At 45.4% G+C, this 5,050-nt stretch carries 4 protein-coding genes; all 4 read left to right on the top strand.

The genetic code is table 11. The annotated features are described in order from the left end of the window. Positions 1-1,921: cytochrome c biogenesis protein CcsA (gene ccsA, locus Q0140_RS06840; RefSeq protein WP_297963143.1), on the top strand; the 1,921-nt coding region annotated here is incomplete at its 5' end. Positions 1,922-2,667: 746 nt separating this feature from the next. Continuing rightward, positions 2,668-3,174 carry a ubiquinol-cytochrome c reductase iron-sulfur subunit gene (gene petA / locus Q0140_RS06835; RefSeq protein ID WP_177387024.1) on the top strand — a complete coding sequence of 169 codons (507 nt, stop codon included), beginning with the start codon at positions 2,668-2,670 and terminating at the stop codon, positions 3,172-3,174. Positions 3,175-3,183: 9 nt separating this feature from the next. Beyond that, entirely contained in the window at positions 3,184-4,443 is a 1,260-nt protein-coding gene (locus tag Q0140_RS06830; protein WP_295152974.1) for a cytochrome bc complex cytochrome b subunit, read from the top strand. A gap of 2 nt (positions 4,444-4,445) precedes the next feature. After that, on the top strand, positions 4,446-5,050 hold a 605-nt coding region (locus Q0140_RS06825; protein ID WP_297963139.1), incomplete at its 3' end, for a c-type cytochrome.

Below are 5,050 nucleotides of genomic sequence, written 5' to 3'. Positions count from 1 at the left end.
TAAAGGCGCGGCATTAGCATTTGTAGGCGCGTTGGCTTTGAGCTTGGCTGCATTGTATCCTAGCACAGCAAACGCCGAACAAAACTCTACGACTCAAAATTCTATTCTGCAAAATTCAGCGCCGCAAAGTCCTGCTAGCGTGCAAGATCCCGCTTCGCAAAATTCCGCGCCGAATTCCGCCGCCGAAAATTCCAAGCAGAGCTCCGTTTCGCAAGAATCTGCAGCGGAGCAAGACTCCGTCCCGCCGCATAATTTTTCTACTATGGGAGGCGAGCTAGCCGTGCCGAAATTTGATCCTAAATTTAGCGAAGATCTAGCAAGCCTCGTAATTCAGGGATTTGATGGGCGAATGGAGCCTTTTGATACCGTTTCTAGGGAGCTTTTAAATAAAATTTACCGTGCCGACAACTACAAGGCGCCAAATGGCGAAATTTTAAACCATAACGCCGCTGCGCTTTCGTTTATGCTAAATCAAAGCTACTGGAGGCGTGCGCCGATTATCAAGGTTAGCGAGCCGGAGCTTAAGAAAATTCTAGGTATGGACGAGAAGCAAAGCCACGCCAGTATGATGGATTTTTTTGAATTTAAAGGCGGCGAGAGCTACTACAAGCTCGATAAAATGGTCGAGGAGATCAACCGCAAGCCTTTGGGCAACCGCGGCGTGCTAGATAAAGAGATCATCAAGGTAAATGAGCGCGTAAACGTCTTTTACTCGGCGTTTATGGGGGATTATTTTAGAATTATTCCGGTTAAGAACGCTAAAAATAACGAGTGGCTTTCGCCGCTATATCTAGGCGATGCGCTGGATCAAAACGAATCTGCTGAAGTTAAAAAGATGATGGGAATATTCGTTTCGTCCGTAGTTTATGCCCAAGAAAGCGGGGATTGGAGCGGCGCAGAAAAGATGCTAAGCTACGTCAAAAAATACCAAGCACAAAACGGCGCAAATTTAATGCCTAGCGAGAGCGCGATAAAATATGAAATTTTATTTAATAAGGCTAAAATTTTTTCTCGCCTCTTTCCGATCTACACTATCTCGGGATTTTTGCTTCTGATCTTTATCTTTTTGCGGATGATGAAGCCCGCTCTTCGCTTAGGCGGCGCGTTTAAGCTCGTTTATATCGTAAATATCGTCGCTTTTATCGCGCATACCGCGGGTCTTGCGCTGCGCGGCTACGTCTCGGGGCACGCGCCGTGGAGCAACTCCTACGAATCGCTCATCTACATCGCGTGGGCGCTGTCGCTAAGCGGAATATTTTTCTCGCGCAAATCTGCAATCTCGCTGGCGCTTACCTCGATAATGGCGGGCATAACGCTGATGGTGGCGCATCTTAGCGACATCGATCCGCAGATCACTAATCTCCAGCCGGTTCTAAAATCGCACTGGCTTACGATCCACGTCTCGGTAATCACCGCGAGCTACGGATTTTTAGGCCTTTGCATGCTGCTTGGAATTTTTACCCTCGTGATGTTTTTATTCGATAAGAAAAACCCCGAGATCGCGCGCAACATCACGGAGGCGACGCACATCAACGAAATGTCGATGATCCTAGGGCTTTGCTTACTGACGGTGGGCAACTTCCTAGGCGGCGTGTGGGCGAATGAAAGCTGGGGGCGCTACTGGGGCTGGGATCCGAAGGAGACCTGGGCGCTCATTACGATTTTCATCTACGCGGTGGTCGTACATTTTAGATTTATGCCTAAGCTCAATAATCAATTCGCCTTTGCCGTAGCATCGATGTTTGCGTATTTTAGCGTCATAATGACCTATTTTGGTGTAAATTTCTACCTAAGCGGCATGCACTCCTACGCTAGCGGCGAGCGTATTCCGGTGCCGGGCTGGGCGTACGCGATGGTCGCTTCGATGGTGGCTCTTGCGATCGCGGCGTATTTTCGCTCGGGCAAAGCAACTAGGCTTTAGATAGGTGGGGCTCAAATTTTAGAATAATAATTTTGAAATTTCGCCCAGATTTTGCAGCTTGCCGAGGCTTTATGGATTTATGAAATTTATCTTTAAATTTTGGCTAGGCTTTAGGATCCCGCAGAATTTTATAGAATTTTACGACTCGCGATTGCGCTAAATTTTAAAATTTTGCATCGCGACAGAATTTTTGATGCTTGAAATTTTAAGACGTCGTAAAATTCTAATGATTTGGAATTTGCACCGCTACGGGATTTTAATGTTTTAAATTTTACTTCTAGTGGAATTTTTTCATACGACGGAAGCTCGATGAATTCTAGAATTTTAAAATTTCAGCTAGCGCGCTAGTGCAAAATTCGCCCCGCCGCTGCCATAGCCGAGCAGTGAAATTTTAAAATTTGATTTTATAAATTCTATGCTCATCTTTAAATTTAAAATTTAAAATCTCGCACTTTATGAAATTTTATTTATGATGTCGAAATTTTAAAATTTCGCACGCCATTGTCGCAATAACTCTTGCGTGACAAAATTTTAAAATTTTAAATTTCGCGCCATGATAGAACATGACAGAATTTTAAAATTTATAAAATTTTAAACTGCGAAAACGCCTCACCAGGCATTAAAATTATCTTAAAATATAATTTAGCTTGCAAGGTTAAGCTAAATTTCTGCTTATAATCATATTGATTTAATCTTTATTTGGCTAAAATTGACGCTTGTCAATTTCTTAATTTGAAAGGATAAAGATGTCTGATCTAAAACAGGATAGACGAGGCTTTATCGGGCTTACTTTCGGCGCGGTTGCCGCTGTGGGTGGCGTTTTCGCACTCGTGGGGATGAAGAAATCGTGGGATCCGTTACCTAGCGTGCGCGCCGCCGGCGTCACTACGGTAGATTTAAGTCCGATCAAAGAGGGCGAGCTGTATCAAACACAGTGGCGTAAAAAGCCGATTTTCGTGCTTAAAAAGACTGCCGATATGCCTAAAAACGATGCCCGTGACGTCGTCGTAGGGGATGCTAGATATACGCTTTGCATCGGGCTTTGTACGCATTTGGGCTGTATTCCTAGCTACAAGCCATCGACACAACAATTCATCTGTGCATGTCACGGCGGAATTTTCGATGCTAACGGCGTAAACGTGTTCGGTCCGCCGCCGCGCCCTATGGATATACCGCCCTTTAAAATCGACGGAACGAAACTCGTTTTAGGCGAAGAGGGCCCCGAATACCAAGCCCTAAAGCAGAAAGCATAGGAGGCGCAGATGGCACATATAAGAAAAGCTACGGGAGTTTGGGATTGGTTTGACCAAAGACTCGCCGTAACAAAATTTTTCAAGGTGATGGTAAGCGAGTATTGGATTCCTAAAAATATCAGCTTCCTTTGGGCGATGGGCGTTATTTTGATGACGCTATTTATAGTTTTATTCGTAAGCGGCTTGATGCTCGTGATGTATTATAAGCCGGATGTAAATCTCGCATTTGATAGCGTAAATTTCACGATTATGAAAGAGGTCGAATACGGCTGGCTATGGCGACATATCCACGCGGTATCGGCATCAGTTGTATTTTTGATCTTATACATTCATACTTTAGTAGCTATATATTACCGCTCGTATAAGCAAGGACGAGAGATGATTTGGGTAAGCGGAATGCTGCTTTTCATCATCTTTTCGGCGGAGGCTTTTAGCGGCTATATGCTTCCATGGGGGCAGATGAGCTACTGGGCAGCGATGGTTATTACTAATCTTTTTGGTGGAATTCCAGTAGTTGGCGACGCGATAGTAGAGTGGATTCGCGGCGATTACGCCGTAAGCGATCCGACGCTGACGCGATTTTTTATGCTTCACGTCTGCTTACTGCCTCTCGTGGTGGTTGCGGTGCTGGCAGTGCATTTTTATTCGCTTAGATTTCCGCATGTAAATAACCTAGACGGCGAGGAGATTGACTTTGAGCTCGAGGGCGAGAAGTATTTGGAAGGAAAAACTAGCGAAAGCAAGGTAATTCCGTTTTGGCCGGGCTTTTTGGCGAAGGATTTTTTCTACGTCAGTATCTTTATGATATTTTTCTTTTATCTGGTCGGCTTTCACTTCGATTTTGCGATGGATCCGATAAATTTCGAGCCGGCAAACAGCCTCAAAACCCCGACGCATATCTATCCGGAATGGTACTTCCTCTGGGAATATGAAATTCTGCGCGGATTTTACTTCGATGTAGGACCGCTTAAGGCCGCCGACATCGGGCTTATCGCATTTGCATTCGCCGGAGTTTCGCTATTTTTCATACCGCTATTTGATCGCAGCAGCGTAGTAGCGCCCGCACACAAAAACAAAGCGTTTTTCATTTGGTTTTGGATTTTAGTAATCGACATGATCCTGCTTAGCCTTTTCGGCAAGCTCCCTGCAGACGGCGCGGAGCTCGGTATCGAAAATAAATACTGGGGCTTTGCCCTATCGATCATCTATATCGGATTGCTCGTCGTGGTGCTTCCGTTGATTACGATCGCAGAAAGAAAGAGGGTCTAGCCATGAAAGAGATAAGAACCCTAATCTTAGTGCTTTTTTGTGTGGGAATTTTATACTGGTTTATCGAGCCTTATGCTCATACTAAGCTCAGTCCGCACACCGATCCGGTAAATTACGATTTTGCAGCAGGCGATACGGCTTTAGCCGCGCATAACGTAGCCGCAGCTGAAAGCGCTTTGGCCGCAGCTGAAAAAGGCGGGGATGAGACGATGATAAAAAATTCTAAAAAAGCCCTAGCCAGCGCGAAAGAGCAACAAGACAAAACGGTGCTTTTTTGGGACGAGATAAATAAAATAGATCTTAGCAAAGGCGATGCTGTGCGCGGCGCCGAGACCTTTACAAATGCAGGCTGCACCGCATGTCATGGAGTAAAAAGTGCAAATATCCCCGCTCCTATGGACGCAGCAAGCGCTAGTGCCGCATACGGCGTCAATCCTCCGGATCTTAGTAGCGCAGGCTATCTATACACCGATAAATTCTTAGCTGCACTCATCAAAGATCCGATCATGGCTCTTAAGCTAGATCAGAAATTTGGTGACGAAAAGCCTTTTCCGATGCCCGGGTTTTTCGGTGCGGGCGGTGATCTAAATCAAGAGATCGCCAATAT

The organism is uncultured Campylobacter sp. (assembly GCF_938045405.1).
Taxonomy (GTDB): Bacteria; Campylobacterota; Campylobacteria; order Campylobacterales; family Campylobacteraceae; genus Campylobacter_B.
Note: the sequence above shows the minus strand (reverse complement) of the source record. Positions and strands in the feature narration are given on the sequence as shown.